Below are 25757 nucleotides of genomic sequence, written 5' to 3'. Positions count from 1 at the left end.
ACGAAAATCAATATTGATACACGTTGAGCAACCGTGTCAACGTAAGGGCATGCCCTACGTTCACTTCCTCGATGTCACCAACAGGGACGGCGTGCAGACCGCGCGCACCGGCCTGTCGAAGTTCGGCAAGACCATGGTCAACTTCTATCTGGCCAGGCTCGGCGTGGCTCAGTCCGAGATCGGTTTCCCTTTCCTCTTCCACGAGGTCCCGTACGTCAAGGCGCAGGTGGCGCTGGCCGAGGCCGGGGCGTTCGGTGAGCTGCGGCTGTCCGGCTGGTGCCGGGGCGTGCCGCAGGACGTGGAGAAGGCTGCGCCGCTCGGCCTGAAGCACTACAACCTGTCCATCTCGACGTCCGACTTTATGATCCAGAACAAGTTCCGCGGCCGCCTGGACAGGGAGGCGATCATAAGGGAGATGACGGCCGCGGTCCGCGTGGCCAAGGCCGCGGGCGCGCTGACCGTGGGAGTGAACGCCGAGGACGGCTCGCGTACGGACGACGCCTTCCTGCTGGAGTTCGCCATGGCCGCCAAGGAGGCGGGCGCCGACCGGGTGCGCTACTGCGACACGATGGGCGGTGACACGCCCGGCCGGATCCGCGAGCGCTTCGCCAAGCTGGCCGCGGCTACCGCGATGCCGGTCGAGACCCACTGCCACAACGACCTCGGCATGGCCGTGGCCAACTCGGTCTCGGGCGCTCTGGGCGATCTCGACGCGGGGCAGGACGCGTGGATCAACACGTGCGTGAACGGCGTCGGCGAGCGCTCGGGGAACGCCGACCTGCTCTCCACCATCCTGGCCTTCGAGCACGGCTTCGGGCTCGGCGCCGAGATCGGCGACGCACTCGACCTGTCGTGGGCCCGCAGGTTCGGGTTGTGGGCGAGCTACGCGCTGGGGCAACCGCTGCCGTACAACCAGGTGGGGGTGGGGCGCAACGCTTTCGCGCACGAGTCGGGCATCCACGCCGACGGCGCGCTGAAGGACCACGGCAACTACGAGTTGTACGACGAGGCGACGCTGGGGCCGTTCCCCGAGGACTGGCACGCGCGGAGCGGGCGGGTGGTGCTGACCGGCGAGTACGGCGGCAAGGCCGGGTTCGGGCACGTCATGGACGGGCTGGGGATCGAGACGCCCGACGAGGAGCTGGCCTTCCGGCTGGTGCAGCTCTGCAACGCGATGACGGGCAGGCCGCTCACGGACGACGAGCTGCGCCTCATCGGGGCGTACCCGCGGGAGCTGGCCCTGCTCTTCCCGGGCTACGAGGGCGGTTGAGGCGTTCCGGCCGCGCTGACTTCACGGGCCGGCTTGAAGGAGTCAGCTCGTGAAGTCAGCCCGTGAAGTCAGCGCGGCCGTGGGCGCCACGGCTCTGTTCGACCGCCGTGTTGATGAGCATCACATTACCGGGCCAGCTGCCGCGATTTGTTGGTTTTATAGGGATTCGTCGCCCGTCTCGGGCAGAGCGAGCAGGCAGAGCAGGCTCAGCAGCGCCATCGCCGACACGTACCCGCCGACCGCCATCGTTCCCATGCCGCCGGCCTGCATGCCGGTGGCGACCAGCGGCGGCACCGCGCCGCCGAGCACACCGCCGAGGCTGTAGGCGACGGACGCGCCGCTGTAGCGGTATTCGGTCCTGAACAGTTCGGGCAGGTACGCCCCCATCGGCCCGAAGATCAACCCCATCAGCGCCAGCGCCCCGGCCAGCGCCAGCCCGGCGAGGAAGACGGACCTGGTCTCCATCAGCGGGAACATCACCAGCCCCCACACGACGGCCACGCCGGTGCCCGCGATCAGGGTGCGGCGCCGGCCCAGCCGGTCGGAGACCATCGCCGAGACCACGGTGCCCGCCGCCATGAACACGACGCCGATCATGGTGAGCGCGAGCATCGTGGTCTTCGGGATCTCCAGCTCGCTGGTCCCGTACGCCAGGCAGTAGGTGGTGGCGGTGTAGAAGAGCGTGTACGCGATGGTCATGGCGCCGGCGCCGAGCAGCACCCGCCGCCACTGGTGCCGCATGAGCCCGGCGAACGGCACCTTGGCGATGCGCCGCTGGTCCATGGCCTTCTGGAAGACGGGCGTCTCGGAGATCTTCAGCCGTACGTAGAGACCGACGATCACGAGCAGCAGGCTCGCCACGAACGGCAGCCGCCACCCCCAGCTCCCGAACGCGTCGTCGCTGAGCGTCTCGCCGAGCACGAGGAACAGCCCGTTGGCCACGATGAACCCGACCGACGGGCCGAGCTGCGGGAACATCGCGTAGAGCCCGCGCTTGCCGGGCGGCGCGTGCTCGGTGGCCAGCAGCGCCGCGCCGCCCCACTCGCCGCCGAGGCCGATGCCCTGCGTGAACCGCAACAACACCAGCAGCACGGGCGCCATGACGCCGATCGCCGCGTAGCCGGGCAGCAGCCCGATCGCCACCGTTGACAGGCCCATCACCAGCAGCGACACGACGAGCATGGACTTGCGGCCGATCCGGTCGCCCCAGTGCCCGAACACCGCCGAGCCGAGCGGGCGGGAGATGAAGGCGACGGCGAACGTCGAGAACGACGCCAGGGTGCCCGCCACCGGGTCGAGGTCGGGGAAGAAGGCGGAGTTCAGCACGAGGGCCGCGGCGGTGCCGTAGATGTAGAAGTCGTAGAACTCGATCGCGGTGCCGATGAGGCTGGCCGCCGCGACCCTGGACCTGCTGGGGGCCGCCGTCTGGGGGGTTGTCGTCATAGGGGTCTCACCATGCGGACTAGCGTCTTGTGAAGCGGTACGCGAACGCTATCACCTGGCGCTATGTCACATCAGATAGGTTCGTAGCCGGACCTCCCCGGGAAAGGAGCAGGCTTGGCCATCGACCTGGTCATCTTCGACTGCGACGGCGTGCTCGTGGACAGCGAGCCCATCTCCACGCGCGTGGGCACCGCAGCGCTGCGGCGTCTGGGCTGGACGATCGACGAGGCGGAGTACGCCGAGCGTTTCGTGGGCTGCACCAACGAATACTGGGCCGAGCAGGTCGGCGAGACGCCGCCGGGCTGGCGCGAGCAGCTCATCGCCGAGCACAAGGCCGCGATGATGGCGGAGCTGCGGGCCATCGAGGGCATCGAGGCGGCCATCGACCAGCTCACGGTGCCGGCCTGCGTGGCCTCCAACGGCCGGCACACCACGATCCGCCGCAGCCTGGAGCTCACGGGGCTGGCCAAGTGGTTCGACGGGCGGGTGTTCAGCGCCGAGGACGTGGCCAGGGGCAAGCCGGCGCCGGATTTGTTCCTGCACGCGGCGGACACGATGGGGGTGCCGCCGGAGCGGTGCGTGGTGGTGGAGGACAGCCCGTTCGGGGTGACGGCGGCGATGAGCGCGGGCATGCGCTGCCTGGCCTACGCCGGCGGCTTCACCCCCGCCGGCCGCCTCGCGGGCCTGGGCGCCACGCTCTTCCACGAGCCGGCCGCCCTGCCGCGACTGATCATGTCGCTCGGCTGAGCCAAGGTCACAGGCGCGCCGCCGCCGTCAGGCGCGCAGCTTGACCACGTACCGGTAGCGGTCACCGCGGGCGGCCGACCGGGTGTATTCGACGGGCCTGCCCGCCCGGTCATAGGTCCACCGCCTGATGACGATGATCGGGCTGCCGACCGGGACGTCGAGAACGCGGGCCTCGCGCTCGTCGGCGGCCTCGGCGTGGATGCTCTCCGTGGCCTCGGCGACCTTGATGTCGAGGTCTTCCGCGAGTGAGGCGTACAGGGACTGGCGGCGGGTCAGGGCCTCCGGGTCGATCCGCGAGCCGATGCGGTCGGGAAGCCACGAGTCGAGCAGGGCGAAGGGCGAGCCCGAGCCCGTCCGCACCCTGCGGACCAGCCAGGCGACCTCGGAGGGGAGGAAGCCGAGGATCTCCAGGGGAGGGCTGGGGTCGGGGCGCACCTCGACCTCGGTGATGCCCGGCTGCAGGCCCAGGTCGCGCAGGAGCACGGTGAAGCTGCGCAGGTTGCCGAGGGAGTGGCTGATGCCGAGGTCGGCGTTGACGTAGCTGCCGGATCCGCGGCGCCGGGTGATGAGGTTGGCCGCGGCGAGGTGGTTCAGCGCCACCCGCACGGTGTTGCGGCTCACGCCGTACTCGTCGGTGAGCGCCTCCTCGGACGGCAGGCGCTGCCCCGGTTTGTAGCGGCCTTCGAGAATGTGCGTGCGCAGCGAATCAGCCACGATCTCGTGCGCATGGCGCTTGGTCATGCGGGCCCATCTCCCCTCGCTCGCGAACCTGGCGCAGACCGAAGTACCAGTCAACGAGCTCCATGCACAACATATACCAACAACATTCAGATTTGTACCTACAACTCTTGACACTGATTGGTACTAATTCTTACGGTGGCCGCACAGGCGGATACGGGGTGCGCCTACAGACCTGTCCGTTCGTCTCCTCGGGATGCGATATGCGAAACATCAGTGCCGGGCTCGTGGCCATCTTCACGGCCGTCGCCCTGGCGGCCTGTTCGACCGTGGGAGGGCCGGCCGGCCAGAGCGCCGCGCCGAGCACCGGTGGTGGCGAGGGGCCGAAGGTGGCCTTCGTCTCCCAGGTGGAGGGCGTACCCTACTTCTCCGCCTTCAAGGAGGGCGCGGAGAAGACGGCGGAGTCGCTCGGCATGTCGTACACGCAGGCCGGGCCCTCCACCGCGGACGCGACCGAGCAGCTGCGCATCTTCGACAGCCTCGTCCAGCAGGGCTACGACGCGATCGCGGTGTCCCCGCTCGACCCCCGGTCGATGAACCCCGCCATCGCGGCCGCGCGGAAGAAGGGCATCGTCGTGGTCACCTCCGACGCCGACGCGCCCGACAGCGAACGCCAGGTGTTCGTGCAGCAGGCCTCCGACGCCGCGCTCGGCGCGACCGTGATGGACGAGATCGCCAAGGCCGTGGGCGGCACGGGCAAGTACGGCATCGTGTCGGGGGCGGCCGACACGCAGACGTTCAACAGCTGGGTGGCCGAGGCGCGCAAGCGGCAGGAGTCCACCTACTCCGCCATGGAGCTGGTGGGCGGCGTGCGCTACACCACCGACACCGCGCAGGCGCTCAAAGAGGCGCAGGACCTCATGACCGCCTACCCTGATCTCAAGGCGATCATCGCGGTGCCGTCGACCGCGGTCCCCGGAGTGGCGCAGGCCGTCCAGAACGCCGGCAAGACGGGAAAGGTGGCGGTCTCCGGCTTCGGGTCGCCGCGGACGGCGCGCCCGTACGTCGAGTCCGGTGTGATGACCTCCACCGTGCTCTGGGACGTGCCGAACCTGGGCGTGCTGACCGTCTGGGCGATGAAGCAGCTCATGGACGGCAAGGAGTTCGCGCCGAAGAACACCGTGCCGGGCCTGAAGGACCCCGTCGAGTATTCCGCGGCGGCCACGACGCTCGTCATGGGCCCGCCGATGGTCTTCACCAAGGCGAACATCGCCCAGTATGACTACTAGGAGCGACGTGCGGTCCATCCTCTCGGTGTCCGGCCTGTCCAAGAGCTTCGGAGCCACCACCGCCCTCACCGACGTCGGCTTCACGCTGGGGGCGGGCGAGCGGCTCGCGGTGCTCGGCGAGAACGGCGCCGGCAAGTCCACCCTCATCAAGATCATCGCCGGCGTGTATCCGCCCGACGGCGGCGAGATGGTCCTGGACGGCGCACCGCACCGGCCGGCCTCCCCGGGGGCCGCGCTGGCCGGCGGCGTCAGCGTCGTCTACCAGGAGCCGTCGTTCTTCCCCCGGCTGTCGGTGCTGGAGAACCTCTACGTCGGCCGCGAGCCCCGCGACCGCGCGGGCCAGGTCGACTGGCGCCGGATGCGCGAGAGGGGCGAGGAGCTGTTCCGGCGGCTCGACGTCCCCGTGGAGCTGCTGACCCGGCGCATGGACGCGCTCAGCCTGGCCGAGCAGCAGCTGGCGCTGATCGCCCGGGCGGTCGACGTCGAGGCCAAGGTGCTGATCCTCGACGAGCCCACCTCGATCCTGACCGACGCCGAGGTCCGCAGGTTGTTCCTCATCGTGCAGCGGCTCTCCGAGGCCGGCGTGGGCGTGCTGTACATCACCCACCGCTTCGAGGAGCTCGAGCACGTCGCGGACCGGTTCATCGTCCTGAAGGACGGCAGGCTCGCCGGTGACCTGCCCGCCTCGGAGGCCGACCACGACAGGATCCTGGAGATGATGTCCGGCAGACCGGTCAACGCCGCCATCAGCCGCTCGCCCGCCCGGCCCGGGCCGGTCATGCTGGAGACCTCAGGGCTCACCGTGCCGGTCATGCTGGAGACCTCAGGGCTCACCGTGCCGGGAGCCGTGTCGGACGTCGACCTGACCGTGCGCGGCGGCGAGGTGGTCGGCCTGTACGGACTCGTCGGAGCCGGGCGTACCGAGCTGGCGCTGACCGTCTTCGGCGTGCTGCGCCCCAGCGCGGGAACCATGCGGGTGGACGGCGAGCCGCACACGCCGCGCGGCCCGCGCGACGCCATGGCCCGCGGCATCGCCTACCTGCCGGAGGACCGCAAGACGCTCGGCATCTTCCCCGGCATGGACACCCTCAGCAACATCACGGCCGTCAAGCTGCCGGACCTGCTGGGCCGGCTCGGCGTCATCCGCCGCGCCGAGGAGCGCGAGCTCGCGACCTCGTGGATCGACCGGCTGCGCATCAAGGCCCCGTCACCGGCCTTCCCCGTCACCGGCCTGTCCGGCGGCCACCAGCAGAAGACGTTGTTCGCCCGGCAACTCGCCACCGAACCCAAGATCCTCATCCTGGACGAGCCGACCCGGGGCATCGACGTGGCCACCAAGACCGACATCCAGCAGCGCCTGGTGGAGGTCGCCCGCGACGGCACCGCGGTGCTCGTCGTCTCCAGCGACCTGCCCGAGCTCCTCGCCGTCTCCGACCGCGTCTACGTCATGCGCGAGGGCCGCATGACCGCCGAGCTGAGCGGCGACGACCTGACCGAGGACGCGGTGCTGCGCGCCACGATGGGGGTGAACCGGTGACCACGACCACCGTCACCTCCGCGTTCGCGCCCTCCGCGCGGATGCTGGTCCTGCTGCGCAACGCGCTGCTGCCGATCCTCCTGGTCGCGGAGGTGATCTTCTTCACCGTGGCCGCCCCCGGCTTCCTGTCCGCGGCCAACCTCGCCAACGTGGTGATCAACTCGGCCGACCTGGCGCTGCTGGCCGCCGGGGTGACGCTGGTCGTCCTGCTGGCCGGGATCGACGTGTCGGTCGGGCCGATGCTCGGCGTGGTCGCGTGGGTCGGCGCCACCCTCGTCGTCGCCGGCATGCCGCCACTGCTCGTCGTCGTGATCTCCGTGCTGCTCGGCGGCGCGCTCGGCGCGATCAACGGCGGCCTGGTCGTCGGCGGGCGGATCTCCCCCATCATCACCACGCTGGGCACCGCCGCCATCTTCAAGACCGTGCTGTTCGTCCTCTGGAACAGCACCGACGTCTTCGCCGGCCCCGTCGTGCCCGCGCTCGGCCCGGCCCGCGCCGGCGGAGTCCCCCTGGTGGGCCTGGTCGTCCTGGCCGTGTTCGGCGTGCTGGCGTACGTGCTGCGGCGCCGGGTGTTCGGCCGGCGGCTGTTCGCCATCGGCAACGACGCGGAGGGCGCGCGGCTGCTCGGCGTACCCGTCGGCCGGACGGCGTTCGCGGCGTACGTGCTCGTGGGCGTCCTCGTCGGCGTCGCGGCGCTCATCTACGTGGGCAGGGTGGGCGTCGTCCAGGCCACGGCCGGCAACGAGCTCACCCTGCCCGCGATCGCCGCCGTGGTCGTCGGCGGCACCAGCATCCTCGGCGGTGAGGGCGGCGTGCTGCGCACCCTCGGCGGCCTGGCCTTCATCGCGCTCCTGCAGAACGGCGTCGTCCTGATGGGCGTGCCGCCGTTGTGGAACGGCGTGCTGGTCGGGGCGGCCGTCGCCCTCGCGGTGGCCTTCGACGTGCTGACCCGGCGCACCCTCGACAAGCGGATCGGAGCCAAGAAATGACAACGGGAGCCCTGCCCCGGCGGTCGATGCGGGACCGCGTGAGCGATCGCAGGGTGTTCCTCGCCGTGCTCGTCGTCGCCCTCGGCGCGCTGATGAGCCTGCTGTCGCCGTACTTCCTCGAGGTGGCCAACCTCCTGGCGATGACGCAGTACGGCGCGGTCATCGGCCTGCTGGCCCTCGGCGTGTCGCTGGTCATCCTCGGCGGCCGGGGCGGCATCGACCTGTCCGTCGGGTCCGCGCTGAGCCTGTCGGGCATCGTCATGGGCCTGCTCGCCCAGAACCTCGGGCTCAGCCCGTGGCTGGCCGCCCTCGTGACCGTCGCCTTCGGCGCGCTGCTCGGCTCCGTCAACGGCTTCATGGTCGCCCGGCTGGGCCTGCCCCCGCTGATCGTCACGCTGAGCACGCTCTTCCTGTACGGCGCGCTCGCCCAGGTGCTGACCCACGGAGGCCAGCTCGGCGGGTTCAACCGGCAGGGCTTCGCCGCCCTCGGGCAGACCGCGATCCTCGGCGTGCCCGCCCAGGTGCTGCTGGTGCTGGCGCCCGCGTTCGCCGTGGCCATCTGGGCGCAGAACCGCACCGCCTTCGGCCGGCGGCTGCACCAGATCGGCACCAGCGACCGGGCCGCGGCCCTGGCCGGGGTCGACGTGACCAAGCTCAGGTTCCGGCTGTACTGCCTGTCCGGCGCGCTGGCCGCGCTCGGCGCCGTGGTGACCAACGCGTGGCTGCTCACGGCCCGGCCCAGCGCCGGCCTCGGGATGGAGCTGCAGGCGATCACCATCGCGGTGCTCGGCGGCATCCACATCTTCGGCGGCCGCGGGCACCTCAGCGGTGTCCTGCTGGCGCTCGTCGTCGTCGTGGTGCTGTCCTGGGGGCTGCAGCTGGCCCAGGTCGGCAACTCCGTGCAGACCGGCATCCTCGGCCTGGTCCTGGTCGGCGCCGCCCTGCTGAACAACCTCCTCAGCCGGAGGGCTCCCGGATGACCGCCACGAACCCGCGGCCGCTGGACGTGCTGGCGGTCGGAGACGCCAGCGTCGACTACTTCGTCCGGGTGCCCCACATCGCCACCGCCGACGGCAAGGCGATCGGGCGGCTGCTGAGCATCCAGGGCGGGGGCATGAGCGCCAACCTGGCCGCCGCCGCGCGGTTCGCCGGAGCCCGCAGCGGCCTGGTCACCGCCGTGGGCTCCGACGAGCCCGGCCGCCAGGCGCTGGACCGGCTGGCCGCCCACGGCGTGGACGTCTCCGCGAGCGTCACCGTCGCCGGCGGGCACACCTGGTTCTGCGTGGTCCAGCTCGACGACACCGGCGAGAAGTCCCTCGTCGGAGCGGTGACCGAGGTCAAGATCCCGGCCGCGGGACAGATCTCCGACGACCTGCTCCGTACGGCCAGGGTCGTCGCCCCGCTGGCCGACGACCTGGACTGGGCGCTCGACCTCGCCACCCGGGCCCGCGCGAGCGGCGCGGCCGTGGCCGTGGACCTCGAACCCGACGCCGTCACCGGGCGCCGGGGCAAGACCCTCGCCCTCGCCCACGCCAGCGACCTCGTCTTCTGCAACCAGGGCGCGGTCGAGGTGCTGGCCGGCGGCGACCCAGGGCGCTGCGCCGAGCTGCTCATCTCCGCCGGCGCGTCCGTCGTCGTCGTGACCGGCGGGCGCGACGGCGCGGCCTGCCACAGCCGGGAGGAAAGCTGGCACGCGCGCGGGCCGGAGCTCGAGGTCGTCGACACCACCGGCGCCGGAGACGCCCTGGCCGGGGCGTTCACCGGGTCCTGGATCCTCGGGCGCTCCCTCGCCGGCAGCCTGCGCGCCGGCGTCGCCACCGCCTCCCTCTGCGTGGGCCGCCTCGGCTCACGTGCCTACCTCGACGCCGGCACCGGCCTCAAAACATCCCTGCGGAACGTCACCCTCGACGCCGCACCCCGTCCACAAGGAATCCGATGACCACACTTCTCGACCGCATCCACGGCAGCCTGGCCGCCGCCTGCATCGCCGACGCCCTCGGCGCGCCCACCGAGGAACGCTCCATCCCGGAGATCCGGGAACTGTTCGGCCGCAGGGTCGAGAGCTTCCACGCGCCGCTGCCCGACGCGCCGTACGCGGCCGGGCGCGGGCCGGCCCAGATCACCGACGACTCCAGCCAGATGTTGCTGCTCGCCGAGGCGTTCATCGAGCACGACGGGGAGGTCACCCCCGAGGTCATGGCGCGCCTGCTCATCGGCTGGTCCGGCAACCCCTCCTACTATCCCCACTTCGCCGGCCCCACCACGCGCAAGGCCATCGAACGTCTCAAGGCCGGGGACGACCCCTGGCAGGTGGGCAAGGCGGGACGCATCATGAGCGAGGGCGCCAGCAACGGCGGCGCCATGCGGGTCGCCCCCGCCGGTCTGGTGCACCCCGGCGACGTCGAGGGCGCCGTCCGCGCGGCACACCTGACCTGCGTACCGAGTCACCACACGAACATCGGCGTCGCCGGAGCCGCGGCCATCGCCGCCGCGACCGCCGCCGCCTGCGTCGACGGCGCCGACCTGTTCCAGGTCGTACGGGCGGCGCGGCGCGGCGCCGAACTCGGCGAGGCCCTCGGCGGCGAGCAGGGCCGGCACGTCCCCGGCCCCTCCGTCGCCCAGCGCATCGACCTCGCCGTCACGCTCGCCGTGCAGTCCCGCGACCTGGACGACGCCATCGAGCGGATCGCCTCCGTCATCGGCACCGGCCTGCCCGCGGCCGAGGCCTGCCCGGCGGCCATCGGCCTGCTGGTGGCGGCCGGCGGCGACCCGTTCCAGACCGCGGTCGCCGCGGCCACCGCGGGCGGCGACTCCGACACGGTCGGCTGCATGGCCGCCGCCGTCGCCGGCGCGCTCAACGGCATCGCCGCGGTGCCCGCCGCGGCGGTCGCCCGGGTCGAGGAGGCCAACGGGCTCGATCTGTCCCGCGTGGCCGCCCGGCTGGCCGCCGTCGCCCGCCCGGTCCCCGTGGGCAGCGGGACATGAACCCCGCCCGGCGGGACGTGAGCCCCGCCCGGGCAGGGGACGATCTCAGCCGGCGCCCACCGAGGCCAGGGTGGATCCGGTGCGGGTCTTGGTGACCTTGAGCCGGGCGGGGATCCGGGACCTGAGCTCGGCGACGTGGCTGACGATGCCCACCGCCCGCCCGCCGTCGCGCAGCCCGTCGAGGATGTCGAGGACGCTGTCGAGGGTGTCCTCGTCGAGGGTGCCGAAGCCCTCGTCCACGAAGAGCATGCCGAGCTCCGCGCCACCGGCCTCCGCCGTGACGACGTCGGCCAGGCCCAGCGCCAGGGCGAGCGAGGTGATGAAGCTCTCGCCCCCGGACAGCGTCGCCGGGTCGCGGTCGACGCCGGTCCAGCCGTCGGCCACCCGCAGCCCCAGCCCGCCGCCGGAGCGGGCCCGGGACCCGGCCGTCTTCCGCAGGTCGTGGCGTAGCAGGTAGCGCCCGCCCGACATGTGGTCGAGGCGTTCGTTCGCGGCGTCCACGACCTGCCGCAGCCGCTCGCCCAGCACGAACGACGACAGGCTCATGCTCCACCGGTTGTCGCTGGACGTGCCGCCGGCCAGCGCCGCCAGCCGCTCCGCCAGCCGGTGCCGGTCGGCGGCCGGGCGCCAGCGTTCGAGCCGGCCGGCCAGCTCGCCGTGCAGTTCCTCCAGCCGCGCCGCCCTCGCCACGGCCCGGTCGCGAACGCTCGACAGCCGCGTGTGCGCCTCCTCCAGGGCGTCGCGCTCCGCCTCGATCGCGGCCAGGTCGGGCGCGGGTTCGGCCGCGGCGGCGACCAGCTCGGGGTCGGCCAGGATGCTCATGACGGCGGCGTGCTCGTCGTCGAGGCGGCGCAGCAGCTCCGCCTTGCGCTCCCGCTCGGCCGGGCTCCTGACCGCCTCCGCCGCCTCGGCGACGTCCGCGAACCCGGCCTCGGCCGCCGCCTCTTCCGCCGCCTGCCGGGCCCTGGTCAGCTCGTCATGGGCCGCTGCCGCCACCTGCGTGGCCTCGCGGGCCTCCCGCAGCAGCTCGGCCTCGTCGCCGAGCCTGGCCAGGCGGGCGGTCAGGGTCGGGTCGCCGTCCCGCGCCGCGTCCAGCCGCGCCCCGAGCCTTGCGGCGTCGCCGCTCAGCTCCTCATGTTTCGTACGGCAGGCCGCCAGCCTCGCGCCGACCCTGCGGCGTTCCTCCTCCTGGTCCTGCCGTTCACGGTGGAGCCGCGCCGCCTCCCTGGCCAGCTCGTCCTCCCGTCCGGCCGACTCCCGCAACCTCCGCAGCTCTTTCTCGGCCTCGGCCAGCACGACCGCGCCGTCGACCTCCTGCGCGCCGTGGGAACCCCCACCACCCGCCACCGACGCGGCCACTGCGTCGTCGCGGCGTTCCCCGGTCCTGCCGTCACCGTGGTCCGCCCCCTCCCTCGCAGCGGGGTCGTTGTGCGCGGCGCCTGAACTCGGAAGGGCACCGGCTGGTCCTGGCGGTCCGGCGAGGCCGGTCGTGGCGAGGCGGGCCTGGAGGCGGGCGCGTTCGGACCGGAGGTGGGTGAGGTGAGCGCGGTGCCCGGCGAGGATCTCCGCGATCTCCATGGCCCGGTCTCTGACCTGCTCGCGTTCGGTCTCGACACGGTCGAGCTCGTCCGCCAGGGCAGGCTCACGGGCCGCCACCGCCTCCAGACGGGCGACCTCCTCCTCCGCTCGCAGCACCTGCTCCTCGGCCTCCGCCACACCCAGGCCTCCCGTGGCCTCGACCGCGTCGGCGTGCCGGGACTCCAGCGAGGCGAGCGCGCGTTCCGCCGCCTCGCGTTCGGCGAGGGCGGCCTCGTGCTCGGTCTCGGCCGCGTGCTCGTCGTCGGCCGAAGGGGCGCTCGGGGCGGGAGCGGCAGGAGCGGGATGGTGGTCGGAGCCGCACACCGCGCACGGCTGCCCGTCGGCCAGGTCGCGGGCCAGCTCCGCCGCCATGCCGTCGATGCGGGCCTGACGCAGGTCGAGCCACCGTTCGCGCAGCGTCTGGGCCTGGTCAACCAGCACCTGATGGGAGGCGACGGCCGCGTCCAGCTCCGCGGCGAGGCTCTCGCGGCGGTGCGCGGCCTCCAGCACGAGCCTGGCTGCGTCGAGGCTCGCGGCCGCCGCGGGGATGGCCGCCGCCTGCGCGCGTACGTCGGCCAGGGCCGCGTCCGCGTCGGCGATCCGGCCAGGGAGCTCGGCCTGGGCGGCGAACACCTCGGCCTCGCGCTCCGACAGCTCGGCCAGCTCGGCCGCCAGCCCGGCCAGCTCGTCGTCGATCTCGATCAGGTGGGCGGCGGCGTCGCGTACGGCCTGCGCCGCCGGGATCCTGGCGGCGTCCGTACGCGCCTCGGCGAGCACGCGCTCGGCCCGCTCGACGAGGCCGGGCAGAACGGCCAGCCGCTCCGCGACGGACTCGTCGGCCTCGACCAGGGCGGCCAGCTCCCCTTCCACGCGCAGAAGGTCGCGCCTGACCACCGACAGCCTGGCCTCTTCTGTGAGCAGCTCCGACAGCCGCGCGATCTCGGCCTGCCGCTCGCGTTCGAGCACCGCCAGCTCGGCGGCGGCATCGTCTCCCTGGCGTGCCGGATCGGGCGTGTGGTCGGTGGGCCGCCCGGAGGAGGGACTGCCGGGGGTCGGCCGGTCCGTGCCGGGGGCGGGTGGGGTGGTGGTCAGGAGGGGGCGTGCTCGGGCGAGGGCGTCGGCGGCCAGGGCGCGGGCCTTGGTGGCGGCCTCTGCGCGTTGCCCGGCGGCGGTGACGAGCGGGATGACGCGGTCGGCCCTGGCGGCGTCGTCGAGCATGGCCTGCAGGTCGGCTCTCTCGTCGGCGCGCTCGTCTAGGGTGCGGCGGAGGGTGAGCGCCTCGGCGTGGCGGCGCCGGCGGTCGGCCAGGGAGGCGGCCTGTTCGTGACGGAGGCGGGCCGAGCGCAGCGCCTGGCCGGCTGCGGCCTGCTCCTCGGTGGCGCCTCGCACGACCGCCCGCGCGGCGTCGAGCAGAGCCCCGGCCCAGCGCAACGGGTCGGCCTCCGGCGTGAGCAGCTCTGCGTCCCCGGCTTGGTCGGCGGCACTCCCGCTTCCCTGCCGATGTCGTCCTGCCTCCGGGGACTCCTCGCCACTGGTCCCCTCGCCGGTCCCGTGGAACCCCTCGCCGCCGGTCCCCTCGCCGGTCCCGTGGAACTCCTCGCCACCGGTCCCCTCGCCGGTCCCGTGGAACCCCTCGCCGCCGGTCTCCTGAGCAGTCACGCCTCCCCCGGGCGCTGCGACGGCACCCCGCTCGTACGAGGGCGAAGCGGAGGGTCCGGACGCGGGGGCGGCGAGGAGGGCGTCGCCGGCGGCCTCCTCGACGCGTTTGATCGCGAAGTCGACCTGCTGTCTCAGCTCCTGGGCCTCGCGCCAGGCCCGTTTGCGGTGCTCGGCCAGCCACGCCTCCGCCTGGGTGAAGATCTTGACGGTGAACAGCCGTTCGAGCAGTTTGGCGCGTTCGTCGCCGCCGGCCCGCAGGAACTTGGCGAACTCCCCCTGCGGCAACATCGCCACCTGGCAGAACTGGTCGGCGTTCATGCCGAGCAGTTCGCCCACCAGGTGCCCCGCCTCGTCGAGCCGGGTGGTCAGCCCCTGCCAGGACGACCCCCGCCGCTCGGAGACGACGACCTTGGCCTTCTCTTCTGTGAACCCGGTGCCGCGCAGCTTGGGCCGCTGCCAGGTGGGTGAGCGCTGGATGCGGAGTAAGCGGCCGCGGATCGTCACCTCGAGCGTGACCGCGGGCCCTGTCGTGGGCGGGGCGTGGTCGCAGCGCAGGCTGCGGGCGCTGTTGCGCTGGCCGGGGACCTGGCCGTAGAGGGCGAAGCAGAGCGCGTCGAGGATCGTGGTCTTGCCCGCCCCCGTGGGCCCGTGGACGAGGAAGAGGCCGGCCTCCGCAAGGGCGTCGAAGTCGACGGTCTCGGTGCCGGGAAAGGACCCGAAGGCCGTGAACGTGAGCCGGTGCGGCCGCATCTATGCCATCGTCTCCTTCACCCTCGATGCCTCGATCGCCTGTCTTAGCAGGGATTCCTCGTCAGGTGCCGCAGGCTCGCCGCGCACCTCGCGGACGAAGTCGAGGGCGACCTCGGCCTCGGGCCGCCCGCTCAGGCGCGCGGGCCGGGCGGCGGGGGTGGCGCCGTCGGGCTCGAAGGCCAGGGCGAGGGTGTGGGGGAATCGGGCGCGCAGCCGCTCCATGGCGGATTTGGGCCGGACGGCGTCGGTCAGGGTGACGTGGAGCCAGTGGTCTTCGAGAGGGGCGTGCAGCGGGGAGGTGAGGAGGTCGTCGAGGCGGCCCTTCAGGGTGCCGACGGGACGGGGCACGGGGGCGGCCACGAACTCCGCCTCCTCGCCCAGGGTGACCAGCCAGGAGCCCTTGACGTGGCCGGCCTCCGAGAAGGAGTAGGCCAGCGGCGAGCCCGAATAGCGCACGGTCTCGGACATGCGCTGTCGCCCGTGCAGGTGGCCGAGCGCGACGTAGTCGACCCCGTCGAAGACCGGCAGGGGCACGTGGGCCACCCCGCCCACGCTGATGTCGCGCTCGCTGTCGCTGGCCTGCCCGCCGGTGACGAAGCAGTGCGACAGGACCACGGAGGCGCGGTGGCGGGCGGCGTCGGCCCTGACGCGGGTCATCGCGTGGGTGAGCGCGGCGGTGTGGCTGCGGTCGGGCAGCTCCCAGCCGGCCCGGACCAGCTCGGGCTCCAGGTAGGGGATGCCGTAGAAGGCGACGTCGCCGACCAGCACCGGCTCCCACGCCTGGTCGGGCCGCGTGCGCATGTGCACCCCCGCCGTCTCGAACAGCGCCGAGCCGAACCTGAGCCGCAGCGCCGAGTCGTGGTTGCCGCTGATCAGGACCACCCGCGCCCCCGTGGCGCGCAGCCGGGCCAGCGCGTCGTCGAGCAGCGCGACCGCGTCGACGGGCGGCAGCGCCCGGTCGTAGACGTCTCCGGCGATCGCCACGACGTCGACCCGCTCGGCCCGCACCGTCTCCACCAGGTGATCGGCGAACGCCGCCTGCGCCGCGAGCAGGCTCTCGCGGTGGAGCGAGCGCCCGAGATGCCAGTCGGACGTGTGCAGGATGCGCATGTCGCAGGAAGCTAACAGGTCTCACCGACAAATGCGGGATCACCTGTCTCACGAGCCGGGAGTACGCTGGACGATCGGCGGGCAAACCAACGCACATGGGGAGGCCGATGCGCACGGGCCGTGGCACCTTGAGCGTGGCCGCCGGTCTGGTGCTGGTGGCTCTCGCGACGGTCGGATACGTCCTGCCACCCGCGTTCGACCCGCCGCCGCTCGAAGCCGATCCAGCTTTCCAGTCGATCCCGGCCCAGCCGGCCGCCGAGCTGAAACCGGTGGTGGCGACCGCCTCCGTCCGCAGGGAGCAGATCTCGGTCGCGGGCGAAGGGCAGCGCCTGGAGGGGACGCTCCGGGTGCCGCTGACGCCTGGGCGGCATCCGGCGATGGTGTTCGTGTCCGGCTCGGGGAACGGGTCGCGGACGGAGTTCACGCCGCAGGCGGAGTTCCTGGCCATGGCGGGCGTGGTGACGATCGCGTTCGACAAGCGCACGATCGGCTACAACTTCCGCGACCGCGACTTCGGGCTGCTCGCCGACGACGCGCTGCGCATGGTGGAATATCTGCGCACCCTTCCCGAGGTGGACCCTTCGCGCGTCGGGCTGTGGGGGGTGAGCGAGGGCGGCTGGGTGGTGCCCGTCGCGGCGGCGAAGAGCAGCGCGGTGAAGTTCCTGGTGATGGTGTCCTCGCCGAACGTCTCCCCGCTGCGCCAGGTCGCGTGGGCGCTGAACGAGCAGCTGCTCAGGCTGCACGCCCCGATCGGCGTACGCGACCTGCTGACCAGGGCGATGGGCGGGGTGGGCTTCGACTTCCTGCGCTACGACGCGATGCCGGCCTTAAGCCAGGTCAGGCAGCCGGTTCTGGCGTTCTACGGCACCACCGACCCCTCGATCCCCTTCGTCGAGTCCACCCAGGCGCTGATCACGGCGATGAAGAAGGCGGGCAACGACGACTACACGATCCGCTTCATGGCGAGTGGCGACCACGCCATGCGGGTCCACGGCGGTGACTTCACCCAGGGTTATCTGGAGACCCTCGCCAACTGGATCATCGGCCTGCCGGGCACCGCCGAGCCGTCGGTGCACATGGCGGGCGCCACCCCGGTCCAGCGGTTCGAGGCCAGCGACGTGCCCGCCGCCCCCTGGTACGCGGGCGGCACGATGCTGGGGTTGACGATCTGCCTGGCCGCCGTCGGCTACGTGGCGGGGCCGGTCGCCGCCATGGTCGTGCGCCTGCGCGGCCGGGCGGGCGTCACCGCCGAGGCCAACGCCCGCCTCTGGCCGCCGCTGCGGCGCAGGCTGAGCAGGATCGCGTGGACGAGCCTCGGCCTGCTGGTGTCGGTGGCGGCGTTCATCACGCTGCTGGTGCTGTTCTCGGTGAACCAGGCGGGCGCCTGGCCCGCCGTGCTGGCCGGCTGGCTGGTCGTGCGGGTGCTGGCGGTGTGGATGCTGGTGCAGGAGGTCACGGCGGTGGCGGCGCTCGTGTCGGCGCTGCGCGAGGGCATGCGGCCGAGCCGCTGGCAGCACGTGGCGATCGCGGGCGTGCTGGGCGGCACCGGCCTGCTGATGGTGGCGGCGGCCTACTACGGGCTCTTCTCGTTCCCGTGGTAGATGAAGGCGTTCATCCAGCGGTCGAGCTCGCCGAACACCTGCTTGCGCACCGGCTCGGCCGACAGCACCAGGTCGTGCAGGCCGTCCGCGATGCGCACGCACGTGACGTGCGGACCGACCGAGGTGGACCAGCGGGCCATGTGCCGGGGGTCGAGCACGATGTCGGCCGCGCGCGCCTCGGGAACGAAGTCGCGTACGCGCAGGCCCGTCGCCGAGGTCAGCACGAGCACCGGCACGTCCACCGACAGGCCGGCGTGCAGCCGCCGCTGGGCCCTGCGGATGGCGGCCAGCCACATGGCGTGCACCGAGAAGCCGCCGAGGGGCTTGAGCTCCAGGTCGTAGTCCCATTCGCCCTGCAGGCTGCGGTGCAGCGTCTGCCCGTAGACGGTGCCGGCGCCCAGGGGGAGGACCCAGCGGGTGTAGGACAGCGGCGTCTTGAGCAGGTCGGCGGCCAGGCGCAGCGGCGTGGGCACGTTGAGGTCGAAGAACGGGCTGTTGAGCACGAGCCCCTGCACCAGGCCGCGGCCTCGCACCCGGTCGGCCCACAGGGGCGCGATCAGGCCTCCGGTGGAGTGGGCGTTGATCGTCAGCTCGTCGTGGTCCTGCCTGATGATGCGGACGGCCTCGTCGATCTCGGGGAAGTAGTCGGTGACGCTCCTGATCAGGCCCCTGGTCTGGTGGGGCAGCAGTGAGCGGCCGTATTTGCGCAGGTCGAGGGCGTAGAAGTCGATGCCGCGGCTGACGTAGTGCTCGGCCAGGTGGTCCTGGAAGAAGTAGTCGGTGAACCCGTGCAGGTAGAGCACGGCCCTGCGGGTGGGGGTGGTGGCCCTTCTGGCGACCAGCGTCGCGACGACCGCGCCCTCGAAGTCGTCGGGCAGGGGCAGCACGGTGATCTCGTACACGCTAGACACCATAGGGATCGTCGGGCCACGACGGCACGCCGGGCGGGAGATCCTGGCTGACCGTCATCGGGAATTCGGCGGGCCGTTTCTCCAGGAAGGCGGTCACCCCTTCGACCGCGTCGGGCGCGCCGCCGAGCTCGGTCATGAGCCGCGAGTCCGCCGCGTGCGCCTCCCACGGCGAGGCCGCCGACAGGCCCGACCACATCAGCCTGCGGACGGCGGCCACGGAGACGGCGGAGGTGTTCGCGGCGATCTCCCGGGCCAGCGCGTACGCCGCGGGCAGCAGGTCGCCCGCCGGGTACACCCGCGAGACCAGCCGCCCTTCCAGCGCCTCGGACGCGGGGAAGATCCGGCCGGTGGCCGCCCACTCCATGGCCTGGGCGATGCCGACGATCCTGGGCAGGAACCAGCTGGACGCGGCCTCGGTGACGATGCCGCGCCGCGCGAACACGAACCCGAACCTGGCCGTCTCGGAGGCGAGACGGACGTCCATGGGCAGCGTCATCGTGACCCCGACGCCCACGGCGGGGCCGTTGATCGCGCCGATGACGGGCTTGAGCGACCTGGCGATCCTGAGCGCGACCGTGCCGCCGCCGTCGCGGGGCGCGCCGTTCACGCGTTCCCGCTGCTCTCCGGGCTCGTCGCGGCGCCCGAACGTGTCGCCGCCGCCGCTCAGGTCGGCTCCCGCGCAGAACGCGCGGCCCTCCCCGGTGACCACCACGGCGCGTACGTCGTCGTCCGCGTCGGCCCGGTCGAACGCCTCGATCAGTTCCCCGCGCATGGTGAGGGTGAAGGCGTTGAGGCGTTCCGGCCGGCGCAGCGTCACGGTGGCGACACGATCGTCCACCTGGTATCCGATCTCGGTGAAGACCATGAGTAGAATCATATTCGGTTGCTGATGTTCATCCTCCGATAAGGACACATTTCGCATTCACTGCGTAGGCTGCCGCCTCGATCAGACCTGAGACGGGCCACGTCAGCGGCCCGCCTCGGGCAGCGAACTCCGCGTCTTCGGCGAGCCCACACCGGCGGGTCCACCACAAGATGCGGCGATCGCGCCTATGGTGGACATCGCGGGGAAACGGGGAAGGCGTGCGGCAGGCGAAGGAACCGATGAACGCCGGAGCGGTCCTGGGCTGGCTGGTGCTGGGCGCGTTGGCGCCCGGCGCCGCCCATTTGCGCGCCGGATGGCGCAAGACCGGCCTCGTGCTGCTCTCCTGCCACGCCGCCCTGCTGCTGGGCCTGCTCGCCCTGGGCCTGCTGACCGACAACCTGCTCGGCTCGCTGACCGAGGACTCCTGGCTGACGGCGATCATCGTCGGCGCGTCCGTGCTGGGCGTGGGGTGGTTCGCCCTCATCGTGCACTCGTTCGTCGTGCTGCGGCCAGGGCGGCTGCCGCAGACGGGGCAGATCGTCACCGGCACGCTCGCGGGACTGCTCGCCGTCATCGTCGTGGTGCCGTTCGGAGTGGTCGCGCAGTTCGTCTGGACCTCGCAGCAGACGCTCGACGGCATCTTCCAGCAGCCCCCCGCCGACGACGGGGCCCCGGAAGCGGCCGAGCCGGAGCCGGAGAACCCGTGGGCGGGCCGGCGCCGGGTCAACATCCTGCTCCTCGGCGGCGACGCCGACGACCACCGCGTCGGCGTGCGCACCGACAGCATGAACCTGGCCAGCGTCGACGTGGAGACCGGCAACACCGTGCTGTTCAGCCTGCCGCGCAACCTGGAGGACGTACGCTTCCGTCCCGGCACGCCGATGGCCGAGCGTTTCCCCGGCGGCTTCCGCCTGCCCGCCGACCCGGGCGGCGGCCGGAGCGACCTGCTCAACAGCGTCTGGGAGTACGCCGACTCGCACCCGGAGATCTTCGGCGGCAAGGAGCACCAGGGCGCCCAGGTGCTGATGGACACGATCGGCTACACCCTCGGCGTCAAGGTCGACTGGTACGCCCTGGTCAACATGTGGGGGTTCGCCCGGCTCATCGACGCCATCGGCGGGGTCACGATCACCGTCGAGAAGGACGTCGTGTTCGGCAGGTACAACGAGGGCCTGGTCAAGGCCGGCACGCGCAAGCTCAAGGGCGCCGACGCGATGTGGTACGCCCGCTCGCGGACGTACAGCGACGACTACACGCGGATGCGCCGGCAGCGCTGCGTGCTCGGCGCCATCCTCGACCAGGCCGACCCGGCGACGGTGCTGACCAGGTTCAACAAGATCGCGCTGGCCACCAAAGAGCTGATCAGGACCGACATCCCCCGGCCGATGCTCAAACACCTGGTGCCGCTCGCGCTGAAGGTCAAGAACGCGAAGGTGTCGAGCGTGCAGTTCGTGCCGCCGCTCATCAACACCGGCTACCCCGACTGGGACAAGATCCGCGACGTCGCCGACAAGGCCATCCGCGACTCGAAGACCACGAAGCCCGCCGTCGCCGCCTCGGCCACCCCGTCGCCGGGGCAGCCCGCGAAGGCGGGGAAGGCGGAGAAGCCGTCGAAGGAGACCGCCGAGCCGCCGGCGAAGAAGACCGGCGACGACTCGGGCGACCCGGCCAAGGGCCTCACGGAGGGGTGCGGCTCCTCCCTGGCGAACGGCTGACCCGGCGCTCCCCCGGCGGGTGCGGTCAGGACAACCTGGTGACGATCCGGCCCACCGGCTCGCCGCCGCCCAGCACGTCCACCCGCGCGAACGCGGCCGCCCCGCCGACGTCGCAGCCCATCAGGCGCAGCACCTCCAGCGCGACGGCGGTCGTGGCGCGCGGGCTGCCGTCGATGACCTTCACCGCCACCGAGTGCCCCGACTCCAGCGCCACGACCAGCACGCCCTCCGCGCCGCCCTTGGCCAGGGCGCCGGGCAGCGCCCGCATCAGGCCGGTGTTCTGGTGGCCGGTGCCGCCGACGTACTCGGGGTGCTCGCGCATCGCGTCGGCGACCTGGCGCGGCCCGCTGCCCGGCACGGCGGTCACCAGCCCCCGCACCGCGCGCGCGAGGCCGGTCAGCGTGAGCCCGTACAGCGGCGCCCCGCACCCGTCGATCGCGACGTGCGCGGCCTTCTCCCCCGCCAGTTCCTCGGTGACGGTGCGCACGTGGACCTGCAGGGGATGCTCGGGAGCCAGGTAGCCGGGCACGTCCCAGCCGGCCGCCACGCAGGCGGCGAGCATGGCGGCGTGCTTGCCCGAGCAGTTCATGCGCTCGCGGGAGACGTCCTGGCCCTGCCTGATCAGCTCGTGCATGGTGGGCCGGTCCTCGGGCCACGACGGCGGGCAGGCCAGCGCGCCGGCGGCGAGGCCGTAGTCGTCGAGCAGCTCGCGGACGAGGCGTACGTGGAAGTCCTCGCCCGTGTGGCTGCCCGCCGCGATGGCGAGCCTCGGCCCCGCCAGGGCGGCGCCCGCCGTCAGGCAGGCCAGCGCCTGGAACGGCTTGGCCGACGAGCGCGGCAGCACCGGCGCGCCGACCGGGCCGAACGCCACCTCCGTACGCCCGGAGGGGCCGAGGCCGACGGCGCTGCCGTAGTGCACGCTCTCCACGAACCCCGACCGGATCACTTCGGCGAGCAGGGCGAGTTCAGGCACGTGCGGGTCTCCTTCTGAGCGGGGCGGGCCGGCGGGCCTCCAGCGTGCGGGCCAGCTTGGACAGCGAGGCGTTGACCACCAGGTAGATGAGCGCGACCACGAGGTACGTCTGGATGACCAGGTGGTTGTAGGCGGCCAGGACCTTGCCGCTGTAGAGCAGTTCGCCGTAGCTGACGATGAAGCCCAGCGAGGTGTCCTTGAGCAGGCCGACGGACTGGCTGACGATGGACGGCAGTACGCGCCGGGCGGCCTGGGGCAGCACGACCAGCCGCATCGTCTGGAAGCGGGTGAGCCCGACGGCCAGGCCCGCCTCGGTCTGGCCGCGCTCGATCGCGTTGATGCCGGCGCGGAAGATCTCGGCGAAGGCGGCCGCGTTCGAGACGGTCAGCGGCACGACCAGCTTCCAGAACAGCGGCAGGTCCATCCCGTAGCGCGGCAGGGCGAACAGCACGACGTACACCAGCAGCAGGGCCGGGATCGTCCTGACCACCTCGACGTATCCGGCGGCCGGGAGGCGCACCCACCGGCGCGGCGAGAGCCGGCCCAGCGCCAGCAGCAGGCCGAGCGCCATGGACAGCGCCGCGGAGACGACGGCCGCGAGGAAGGTGGACCACAGGCCGTCCAGGAGGTAACGCCACATGGGCCAGGTCGCGTACGGCTGCCAGCGGGCGGCGTCGAGTTGCCCGTTCGCGGCGAACTGCCGCACGGCGAGGGCGACGAGCGCGACGGCGGCGAGCGTGCCGAGCACGGTCGCGATCCGGATGCGCCTCCTGGCCTTCGGCCCCGGCTCGTCGAAGAGCGCGGTGCTCGTCATCGGAGTGCCCGCCTCGGGAGTGGGTGGAGGGTCGTCATCGGAGGATCACCAGCCTGCGTTCGAGCCGCCCGGTGACGAACCCGGCCGCGGCGGCGATCAGGGCGTAGGCCACGCCGGCGCCCACGAAGATCGGGATCGGCTGCGCCTCGACGAGGTTGACCCGGTTGGCCGCCGCCGTCAGGTCGACGACGCCGACGGCCGCGGCGAGCGCGGTGTTCATGGTCGTCATGATGAAGATGTTGCCGAGCGGCTGGACGACCGTGCGCAGCGCCTGCGGCAGGATGACGTGCCGCAGCGACTGGCCGAACGTCAGGCCGATCGCCCTGGCGGCCTCGCCCTGGCCCTTCGACACCGAGTTCACCCCCGAGCGCAGGGCCTCGGCGACGTAGGCGCCCTCGTACACCGCGATGACCACGATGGCCGTCTCCAGCAGGCCGGCCTGGATGCCGATCTCCGGCAGGCCGAAGAACGCGAGGACGAGCAGCACGAGCAGCGGCAGGTTCTGGAACGCCTCGACGTAGGCCGTGCCGAGGGCGCGCAGCACCCCGGCCGGGCTGACGCGCAGGGCGCAGACCAGCACGCCCAGCACCGCCGCGCCCGCGAAGGACCCGGCGGTGAGCTGGAACGTCACGACCAGTCCCTGCCACAGCTCGGGCAGGTGATCCAGCAGGACGGACATCAGGACCCCGGCACGGAGCCGATCCGCGGCGGCTGCGGAGCCTCGCCGGTCACCACGGTGCCGATGGACTTCTTCCAGATCTGCTGCCAGACCCCGGTGTCCTGCGTCTTCTTCAGCCAGTCGTTGAGGAACTTCTTGAACGCGTCGTCACCGTGCTTGAGCCCGATGCCGTAGGGGTCCTCGGTGAACGGCTTCGTGACGATCTCGATCGCCGGGTCGGCCTTGGCGTCGGCGATGAGGATCGTCTCGTCCTGCACGTACGCGACGCCGCGGTCCTGCTTGAGCGCCTGGACGCACTCGGGGTCGCTGCCGAACGTGATGATCTCCGCCTGCGGCGCCAGCTTCTTGATCGCGGGGATCGCCGGGGTGTTCGCGCCCGCCAGGACCTTCTTGCCGTTCAGGTCCTCCGGCTTGGCGATGCCCGTCGCGCCCTTCTTCACCGCGATCGTCAGACCGGAGGTGTAGTACGGGCCCGCGAACGAGACCTGCTTCGCGCGTTCCTCGGTGATCGTGTACGTCTGGAACACGACGTCCACGGTGCCGTTGGCGAGCAGCGCCTCACGGGTCTCCGACGCCGAGTTGACGATCTTCACCTTGGGCTCGCCGAGGATGTACGTGGCCAGTGCCCTGCCCATCTCCGCGTCGAACCCCTCGACCTCGCCGGTGACGGGGTTCTGCTGGGAGAGCAGGGGCGCGTCCAGCGAGCCGCCCACGAGGAGCTCGCCGCGCTTCTTGATCTTCTCCATGGTCGAGCCGGGCAGGATCTCGGCCGCCGTCGCGACCGGCGCCTTGGCCAGCACGTCGGGGCCGCTGCTCGGGGACTCGCCCGGCACGGCTGGGCTGCTCGACTCACCGCAGGCCGCCAGGGTTAACACCGCGAGGACGGCGGCGGCGACAAACCTCTTCATGAACAGCTCACTTCCTTCGATATCGAAGATAAGCCGGACCGTAGTGGGAGATTTCGTACCAAGTCAATACGTTGTCGTCTGAAGTCAACGCATGGTAGGTATTTTCACATGAACCAGCGGCTGCCCGTGCAGGGGGCACAGGGTGACCTGCTGCGACTCGTCGCCACCGGCAAAGCCGAGTCACGCGCGGACCTGGCGCGTTTATCCGGCCTGGCCGCGTCGAGCGTGTCGCTGCGCGTCGAAGAGCTCCTCGACGCCGGCCTGCTGGCCGAGGAGGGCTCCGGCACGTCGCGCGGCGGGCGGCGGCCCCGGCTGCTGCGCCTGTCGGACACGGCGGGCGTGCTCGCGGTCGCCGATCTGGGCGCCCACCACGTACGCCTCGGCCTGCTCGACCTCAGCGGCGCCCCGATCGTGATCGAGGAACGGCCCTGCGAGATCGCCGACGGCCCCAGGGCCACGCTCGACCGCATCGCCGACGCGTTCGACACGCTGCTGGCCGAACACGTGCCCGCGGCGGTGCCGCTGCGCGGGATCGGCACCGGCATCCCCGGCCCCGTGGACCCGCTCACCCTGCGGGTCGTGACGCCCTCGCGCATGCCCGGCTGGAACGACTTCCCCGTGGCCGAGCACCTGGCCACCCGCTACGACCTGCCGATCCTGGTCGAGAACGACGCCAACCTGATGGCCGCGGGCGAGACACGATGCTGGCCGGACCGCCGTAACCTCATGGTCGTCAAGGCCGGCACGGGCATCGGCTGCGGCGTCGTCGTGAACGGCCGCCTGCACAGGGGCCGGGGCGCGGCCGGCGACATCAGCCACGTCCGCGTCCGCTCGGACTCGTCCGTCATCTGCGCCTGCGGCCATCCCGACTGCCTGGAGGCCTACGCCAGCGGCGCCGCCCTGATGGCCGCCCTGTCAGAGGCCGGGATCCCGGTGACCCGCACCGGCGACATCGTGGGCCTGGTCAACGACGCGATCCCCGAGGCGACCAGCCTGGTGCGCAACGCCGGCCGGCGGATCGGCGAGGTCCTCACCGTGCTGGTGAACTTCTTCAACCCGGACGTGGTGGCGGTGGGCGGCAGCCTGTCGGCGGCCGAGCCGCTGATCACGTCGATCCGGGCGGCCGTCTGGGAACGCTGCCTCCCCCTGGCCACCAGGGACCTGGAGGTGGTGCCGGCGCGGGCCGGCCGCGACGCCGCGCTCCTCGGCGCCGGCGCCCTGCTCCTGGAGGCCGCGCTGACCTGACGTGTCACCTG

At 72.3% G+C, this 25757-nt stretch carries 21 protein-coding genes; 11 read left to right on the top strand and 10 right to left on the bottom strand.

From position 1 onward, the window contains the following. The first annotated feature begins 49 nt into the window (after window positions 1-49). The gene (locus tag ABGA98_RS12020) at window positions 50-1270 is read left to right on the top strand and encodes a hypothetical protein (RefSeq protein ID WP_347618296.1); all 1221 of its coding nucleotides are present in this window, start codon (window positions 50-52) and stop codon (window positions 1268-1270) included. Window positions 1271-1426: 156 nt separating this feature from the next. On the opposite strand, the gene ABGA98_RS12015 is transcribed toward ABGA98_RS12020, so the two are convergent. Continuing rightward, a complete protein-coding gene (locus ABGA98_RS12015) occupies window positions 1427-2713 on the bottom strand; it encodes an MFS transporter (RefSeq protein WP_347618295.1) in 1287 nt (428 codons plus the stop codon). 114 nt (window positions 2714-2827) lie between these two features. On the opposite strand from ABGA98_RS12015, the gene ABGA98_RS12010 reads away from it, so the two are divergent. Beyond that, window positions 2828-3460 carry an HAD family hydrolase gene (locus ABGA98_RS12010; protein ID WP_347618294.1) on the top strand — a complete coding sequence of 211 codons (633 nt, stop codon included), beginning with the start codon at window positions 2828-2830 and terminating at the stop codon, window positions 3458-3460. Between the two features lie 27 nt (window positions 3461-3487). Here ABGA98_RS12010 and ABGA98_RS12005 read toward each other — a convergent pair whose 3' ends face one another. Then, a complete protein-coding gene (locus ABGA98_RS12005; RefSeq protein WP_347618293.1) occupies window positions 3488-4201 on the bottom strand; it encodes a GntR family transcriptional regulator in 714 nt (237 codons plus the stop codon). Window positions 4202-4401: 200 nt separating this feature from the next. Here ABGA98_RS12005 and ABGA98_RS12000 point away from each other — a divergent pair, with 200 nt between their 5' ends. Genes ABGA98_RS12000 through ABGA98_RS11975 form a run of 6 tightly spaced genes read left to right on the top strand, consistent with a single transcriptional unit; the run spans window position 4402 to window position 10938 of the window. Continuing rightward, window positions 4402-5427, top strand: a complete 1026-nt coding sequence (locus ABGA98_RS12000) for an autoinducer 2 ABC transporter substrate-binding protein (protein WP_347618292.1) — start codon at window positions 4402-4404, stop codon at window positions 5425-5427. Window positions 5428-5434: 7 nt separating this feature from the next. After that, window positions 5435-6964 carry a sugar ABC transporter ATP-binding protein gene (locus tag ABGA98_RS11995; protein WP_347618291.1) on the top strand — a complete coding sequence of 510 codons (1530 nt, stop codon included), beginning with the start codon at window positions 5435-5437 and terminating at the stop codon, window positions 6962-6964. After that, entirely contained in the window at window positions 6961-7953 is a 993-nt protein-coding gene (locus ABGA98_RS11990; protein ID WP_347618290.1) for an ABC transporter permease, read from the top strand. Before ABGA98_RS11995 ends, ABGA98_RS11990 begins: the two co-directional genes overlap by 4 nt. Further along, window positions 7950-8933, top strand: a complete 984-nt coding sequence (locus ABGA98_RS11985; protein ID WP_347618289.1) for an ABC transporter permease — start codon at window positions 7950-7952, stop codon at window positions 8931-8933. The genes ABGA98_RS11990 and ABGA98_RS11985 overlap by 4 nt, the downstream gene beginning before the upstream one ends. Further along, on the top strand, window positions 8930-9892 hold the full coding sequence (locus ABGA98_RS11980; protein ID WP_347618288.1) for a carbohydrate kinase family protein: 963 nt from the start codon (window positions 8930-8932) through the stop codon (window positions 9890-9892). Before ABGA98_RS11985 ends, ABGA98_RS11980 begins: the two co-directional genes overlap by 4 nt. Then, window positions 9889-10938 carry an ADP-ribosylglycohydrolase family protein gene (locus ABGA98_RS11975; RefSeq protein ID WP_347618287.1) on the top strand — a complete coding sequence of 350 codons (1050 nt, stop codon included), beginning with the start codon at window positions 9889-9891 and terminating at the stop codon, window positions 10936-10938. The genes ABGA98_RS11980 and ABGA98_RS11975 overlap by 4 nt, the downstream gene beginning before the upstream one ends. Window positions 10939-10983: 45 nt before the next feature. Here ABGA98_RS11975 and ABGA98_RS11970 read toward each other — a convergent pair whose 3' ends face one another. Next, window positions 10984-14925 carry an SMC family ATPase gene (locus tag ABGA98_RS11970; RefSeq protein ID WP_347618286.1) on the bottom strand — a complete coding sequence of 1314 codons (3942 nt, stop codon included), beginning with the start codon at window positions 14923-14925 and terminating at the stop codon, window positions 10984-10986. Beyond that, entirely contained in the window at window positions 14926-16035 is a 1110-nt protein-coding gene (locus tag ABGA98_RS11965) for an exonuclease SbcCD subunit D (protein ID WP_347618285.1), read from the bottom strand. A 107-nt stretch (window positions 16036-16142) separates the two neighbouring features. Here ABGA98_RS11965 and ABGA98_RS11960 point away from each other — a divergent pair, with 107 nt between their 5' ends. Next, window positions 16143-17636 carry a prolyl oligopeptidase family serine peptidase gene (locus ABGA98_RS11960; RefSeq protein ID WP_347618284.1) on the top strand — a complete coding sequence of 498 codons (1494 nt, stop codon included), beginning with the start codon at window positions 16143-16145 and terminating at the stop codon, window positions 17634-17636. Here ABGA98_RS11960 and ABGA98_RS11955 read toward each other — a convergent pair. Both ABGA98_RS11955 and ABGA98_RS11950 read right to left on the bottom strand, forming a co-directional pair. After that, on the bottom strand, window positions 17609-18538 hold the full coding sequence (locus ABGA98_RS11955) for an alpha/beta hydrolase (protein WP_347618283.1): 930 nt from the start codon (window positions 18536-18538) through the stop codon (window positions 17609-17611). The two genes, ABGA98_RS11960 and ABGA98_RS11955, sit on opposite strands and share 28 nt — an antisense overlap. Window position 18539: 1 nt before the next feature. Continuing rightward, a complete protein-coding gene (locus ABGA98_RS11950) occupies window positions 18540-19412 on the bottom strand; it encodes an enoyl-CoA hydratase-related protein (RefSeq protein ID WP_347618282.1) in 873 nt (290 codons plus the stop codon). Window positions 19413-19651: 239 nt separating this feature from the next. Here ABGA98_RS11950 and ABGA98_RS11945 point away from each other — a divergent pair, with 239 nt between their 5' ends. Continuing rightward, window positions 19652-21127, top strand: a complete 1476-nt coding sequence (locus ABGA98_RS11945) for an LCP family protein (RefSeq protein ID WP_347618281.1) — start codon at window positions 19652-19654, stop codon at window positions 21125-21127. A 25-nt stretch (window positions 21128-21152) separates the two neighbouring features. Here the strand turns inward: ABGA98_RS11945 and ABGA98_RS11940 are convergent, their stop codons facing one another. The 4 genes from ABGA98_RS11940 to ABGA98_RS11925 are packed head-to-tail and all read right to left on the bottom strand — an operon-like array spanning window position 21153 to window position 24501. Continuing rightward, window positions 21153-22100, bottom strand: coding sequence for an asparaginase (locus ABGA98_RS11940; protein ID WP_347618280.1), 948 nt, complete (start codon window positions 22098-22100; stop codon window positions 21153-21155). Beyond that, window positions 22093-22914, bottom strand: coding sequence for an amino acid ABC transporter permease (locus tag ABGA98_RS11935; protein WP_347618279.1), 822 nt, complete (start codon window positions 22912-22914; stop codon window positions 22093-22095). Before ABGA98_RS11935 ends, ABGA98_RS11940 begins: the two co-directional genes overlap by 8 nt. A 34-nt stretch (window positions 22915-22948) precedes the next feature. Continuing rightward, entirely contained in the window at window positions 22949-23593 is a 645-nt protein-coding gene (locus ABGA98_RS11930) for an amino acid ABC transporter permease (RefSeq protein ID WP_347618278.1), read from the bottom strand. Then, on the bottom strand, window positions 23593-24501 hold the full coding sequence (locus tag ABGA98_RS11925; protein ID WP_347618277.1) for a glutamate ABC transporter substrate-binding protein: 909 nt from the start codon (window positions 24499-24501) through the stop codon (window positions 23593-23595). The genes ABGA98_RS11930 and ABGA98_RS11925 overlap by 1 nt, the downstream gene beginning before the upstream one ends. A gap of 108 nt (window positions 24502-24609) precedes the next feature. On the opposite strand from ABGA98_RS11925, the gene ABGA98_RS11920 reads away from it, so the two are divergent. Further along, window positions 24610-25746 carry an ROK family transcriptional regulator gene (locus ABGA98_RS11920; protein ID WP_347618276.1) on the top strand — a complete coding sequence of 379 codons (1137 nt, stop codon included), beginning with the start codon at window positions 24610-24612 and terminating at the stop codon, window positions 25744-25746. Window positions 25747-25757: the final 11 nt, after the last annotated feature.

Origin of the sequence: Nonomuraea sp. B1E8, from assembly GCF_039871515.1 — a bacterium.
GTDB lineage: Bacteria > Actinomycetota > Actinomycetes > Streptosporangiales > Streptosporangiaceae > Nonomuraea.
Note: the sequence above shows the minus strand (reverse complement) of the source record. Positions and strands in the feature narration are given on the sequence as shown.